The 4375-nt window shown below is 67.9% G+C and carries 3 protein-coding genes; 1 reads left to right on the forward strand and 2 read right to left on the reverse strand.

Annotated elements, in window-relative coordinates; translation table 11 throughout:
• Window positions 1-450: 450 nt before the first annotated feature.
• Complete coding sequence (gene betC / locus QZ994_RS18925; RefSeq protein WP_290877367.1) at window positions 451-2019, reverse strand: choline-sulfatase; 1569 nt, start codon at window positions 2017-2019, stop codon at window positions 451-453.
• Window positions 2020-2116: 97 nt separating this feature from the next.
• Here betC and QZ994_RS18930 point away from each other — a divergent pair, with 97 nt between their 5' ends.
• Window positions 2117-3034, forward strand: coding sequence for a LysR substrate-binding domain-containing protein (locus QZ994_RS18930; protein WP_290877370.1), 918 nt, complete (start codon window positions 2117-2119; stop codon window positions 3032-3034).
• Between the two features lie 44 nt (window positions 3035-3078).
• Here QZ994_RS18930 and QZ994_RS18935 read toward each other — a convergent pair.
• Window positions 3079-4375 (reverse strand): NAD(P)/FAD-dependent oxidoreductase (locus QZ994_RS18935; RefSeq protein WP_367172354.1); only part of this gene is annotated, 1297 nt, incomplete at its 5' end.

Raw genomic sequence — 4375 nt, forward strand, 5'->3', positions numbered from 1 at the left:
AGCGTTTTTCATAGGTTCTCAACGATCACTCAGATGACCGGCTGACTTTCATTCAAGCGTTGATTAGCTGTAGCTCCGACTGCTGGCTCAGCTGATGTTTCAGGTAGTCGGCCAAGGCCATGACACGCTCTGGCAGGTACTTCGTTGAAGGGAAGACCACGAAGAACTCGAAGCTTTCGGTGGGGCAGTCCTCAAGGATTGTAACCATTACTCCGCTTTCCAGCGCCTACTGACCGTAGCAGCTCGGCCCCTGGATAGCGCTCAAGCCTCTCTATGCAGCAGCAACAAGGGCTATGTCATCGTCACTGGCGAACTTCTGTCGTGGATTGACGACTTTGTGGGTGACGTCTTGCTCGTAGTGCCAGCGCCTCTCTTGCAGAGGCAGGAATTTTGGCTTGCAGATCATCGGGCGTAGCGATCTGGCCAAGTGCGTGTCGCAGGGCAGGGGTATCAGGGCGTGGGGCGCTTGACGGCCGGGAATCGGGCGCGCGCTTCCAGGTCGTCGAGGTCGATGTGGTTGCGCATGTACTGCTGGCTGGCGTCACGCGGGGGCTGGTGGTCCCAGTGGCTGACGCGGCCCTGGCTTTGCGCTTCGGCCAGGAACTGGCGGCGGCGCTGGCTGGCCAGCACCCGGGCTTCGAGGGCGGGCAGGTCCCAGCGGGCGGCCACTTCGGCGCGGAAGGCGACCAGCACCTCGGTGTGGGGAGGCGGGGCGCTGGTGTGGGTCTGGCCGGGCACCACGCTGTCGGTGGCCAGGTTGCGGGTTTCGTGCGGGTCGGTGGGCAGGTGGTAGAGCTGGTCGGGGTCGACCGGGCTGTGCACGAACTTCCAGGGGCCGCGGCGCAGCATCACCAGGGGCGCGATGGCACCTTCGCCCAGGTATTCGCCGATGACCTCGTCGTGGCCGCCCTGGCCCATGAGGTGGGGCCAGAGGCTGCGGCCATCGATGGGCTCGGGGGGCGTGGGCGCGTCGCCCTCGTGGGCGATGTCGACCAGGGTGGGCAGGATGTCGACCAGCGAGACGGAGGCGCCGACGCGCTGCGCGGCGAAGCGGCCCGGTGCGTGCACCATCAGCGGGATGCGCGTGGCGGGTTCGAAGTAGTTCATCTTGTACCAGAGGCCGCGCTCGCCCAGCATGTCGCCGTGGTCGCCCAGGAAGACGGTGACGGTGTCGTCGGCAAAGCCGGTCTCGGCCAGGGTCTGGCGCAGCAGGCCGATCTGCTCGTCCACGTACGAGACCGAGCCATAGTAGGCGCGGCGGGCGCGCTGGGTGTCGGCCAGGGTCACGGGTGTGCGGTCGAGCTCCATCACGTGCATCAGGCGGCGGGCGTGCGGGTCCTGGTGCTCGGGCGCCATCTGCACCGTGGGCTCGGGGATGTCCACGCCTTCATACAGGTCCCAGTGGCGCTGCGAGATGGCGTAGGGGTCGTGCGGGTGGGTCAGCGAGACGACCAGGCAGAAGGGGCGCTCGTCCTTGTCGCGGGCCAGGTCGTAGAGCTTCTGACGGGCCTGGTAGACGACCTCGTCGTCGAAGTCCAGCTGGTTGGTGCGCACACAGGGGCCAGAGTCGAGCACCGAGCCCATGTTGTGGTACCAGCTGGGGCGGTGTTCGGGGTGACGCCAGTCCGGGGTCCAGCCGAAATCGGCGGGGTAGATGTCGGTGGTGAGGCGCTCTTCGAAGCCGTGCAGCTGGTCGGCGCCGCAGAAGTGCATCTTGCCCGAGAGGATGGTGCGGTAGCCGGCATGGCGCAGGTGGTGGCCGAAGGTCAGCACTTCGGAGGGCAGCTCGGCCGCGTTGTCGAAGGCACCGATGGCCGAGGGCAGCTTGCCCGACATGAACACATAGCGCGAGGGGGCGCACAGCGGGCTGTTGCAGTAGGCCGACTCGAACACGGTGCTCTGGGCGGCGAGGGCATCGATGTGCGGGGTCTTGCACACCGGGTTGCCATAAGCAGGCAGGACGCCAGGGGTGAGCTGGTCGACCATCAGGATCAGGATGTGGGGCTGGCGCGAACGCATCAAACAAGTCCTATCTGTCAATAACGCAAGGCCAGTCTATGATTCACCCCACGGACTGTGAAGACGTTCACAGCTTATGAAGACATAAGGAGCCATGATGTCAAAAGCCCAGCGCCTGCCCCCCTTGCAGACCCTGGTCTTCTTCGAAGCCGCCGCCCGCCACCTCAACTTCACGGCCGCGGCCCAGGAACTGGCCACGACCCAGCCGGCGGTGAGCCAGCGCATCGCCATGCTGGAGGCCGACCTGGGGGTGCCGCTCTTCAAGCGCGGCCACCGCGGGGTGCAGCTCACGGCCGATGGGGTGCACCTGTTCGAAGCCGTGCACGCCAGCCTGGGCGGCATCGGGGAGGCGGTGGCGCGCATCCGCGAGCGCCAGGCCGATCAGGTGCTCACGGTGGGCACCGATTTCGGCTTCGCGGCCTACTGGCTGATGCCGCGCCTGGCCGCCTTGCGCGCCGATTGGCCCGAGCTGGACGTGCGCATCGTGACCTCGCAGAACGAGATCGACGTGCGGGGCGACGCCATGGACATGGCCATCGCCTTTGGCAGCGGCCGCTGGCCGGGTTGCGAGGCCCAGGCCCTGTTTCCCGAGCTGGTGCTGCCGGTGTGCAGCCCGGCTTTCCTGGCTCGCCACCCGCGCATCGGCGACAACCCCCAGGCCCTGCTGAAGCTGCCCTTGTTGCACCTGGAAAGCCCGGAGCCCGCCCGCTGGCTGACCTGGCGCGACTGGTTCACCGCCCAGGGCCTGAGCCTGAAGGACGAGCGCCATGGCCTCACCCTCAACAACCACACCCTGGTGTTGCAGGCGGCCATGACCGGGCAGGGTGTGGCCCTGGCCTGGCGGCCCCTGGTCGACGAGTTGCTCAAGGGTGGGCAGCTGGTGGTGGCCTGCGACCGGCCACTGCGCACCGAGCGCGGCTATTTCCTGGTGCAGCCCGGCGCGCAGCGGCCCTCGGCCACACTGCGGCGCTTCAAGGCATGGATCGAGCAGGCCTGTCTGGAGGCCGCTCCCTGAGCCCGTGCGGACGATGCGGGGCGGGCTGGCTCAGGGTGTGAGCCTCAGATCCCCAGCTTGTCCCGCAGGTCGTAGTAGGCCGCGCCCAGGGCCGTGAAAGGCACGCGCAGCAGCCGCCCCCCGGGGAAGGGGTAGTGCGGCAGGCTGGCGAAGGCGTCGAAGCGCTTGGCCTGGCCCTGGATGACCTCGCTCAGCACGCGCCCGATCAGGTGGGTGAAGGTCACGCCGTGGCCCGAGCAGCCCTGCGAGTAGTAGACGTTGGGCGAGAGCCGGCCCACTTCGGGCAGGCGGGTGAGGGTGAGCAGGAAGTTGCCCGTCCAGGCGTAATCGATCTTCACGCCCTGGAGTTGCGGGAAGGTCTTGAGCAGCTTGGGGCGGATGATGGATTCGATGTGGGCCGGGTCGCGCGCACCGTAGATCACGCCGCCACCGTAGAGCAGGCGCCGGTCGGCCGAGAGGCGGAAGTAATCGAGCAGGAAGTTCGAGTCTTCCACGCACACGTCGGTGGGCAGGATGTCGGGGAAGCGGTCGCCCAGAGGTTCGGTGGCGATCACCTGGGTGCCGCAGGGCATGGAGCGCGCGGCCAGCTGGGGCTCCAGATCACCGATGTAGGCATTGCAGGCCACGATGACGAACTTGGCGCGCACCTGGCCCTGGGCCGTGTGCACCACCGCGGTTTCGCCACGGTCGACCCGGGTGACGGGCGAGAGCTCGAAGATGCGCCCCCCCAGCGACTCGAAGGCCGCGGCCTCGCCCTGCGCCAGGCGCAGGGGGTGCACGTGGCCGGTGGAGTGGTCGAGCAGGCCGGCCTTGTAGCGGCGGCTGCCCACGGCGGCTTCGGTGGCGCGGGCGTCGAGCATCTCCAGCTCGGTGTGGCCGTGGGCCTCCCACAGGGCCTTGTGGTGTTCGAGCTGGCGCACCTGCTTGTCGCTCAGGGCGGTGAACATGCCGCCGGGCTTGAAGTGGCAGTCGATGCCGTATTGCGCGATGCGCTGCTTGATGATCTTGGCGCCCTCGAAGGCCATGCCGCCCAGGGCCTGGGCGGCGGCCTTGCCGTGGCGTGCCTCGATCACGTCGATGTCGCGCGAATAGCTGTGCACCAGCTGGCCCCCGTTGCGGCCCGAGGCGCCCCAGCCTACGCGGGCCGATTCGATCACCACGACCTTGAAGCCGGCCTCGGCCAGGTGCAGGGCCGAGGACAGGCCTGTGTAGCCCGCGCCGATGACGCAGACATCGGCCTCGACCGAGCCTTGCAGGGCAGGGCGGTCTGGCTGGGGCAGGCCCGAGGCCGCGTAGTAGGAGGGCGCGTGAGTGGACATGGTGCGTGATCGGCTGGTGGAG

It is taken from the genome of Aquabacterium sp., assembly GCF_021768455.1.
GTDB lineage: Bacteria > Pseudomonadota > Gammaproteobacteria > Burkholderiales > Burkholderiaceae_C > Aquabacterium.

Bases quoted from the DNA above. Each gene is read 5' to 3' on its own strand.
- QZ994_RS18930 (WP_290877370.1), top strand. From the start codon at position 2,117: ATGTCAAAAGCCCAGCGCCTGCCCCCCTTGCAGACCCTGGTCTTCTTC.
- betC (WP_290877367.1), bottom strand. From the start codon at position 2,019: ATGCGTTCGCGCCAGCCCCACATCCTGATCCTGATGGTCGACCAGCTC.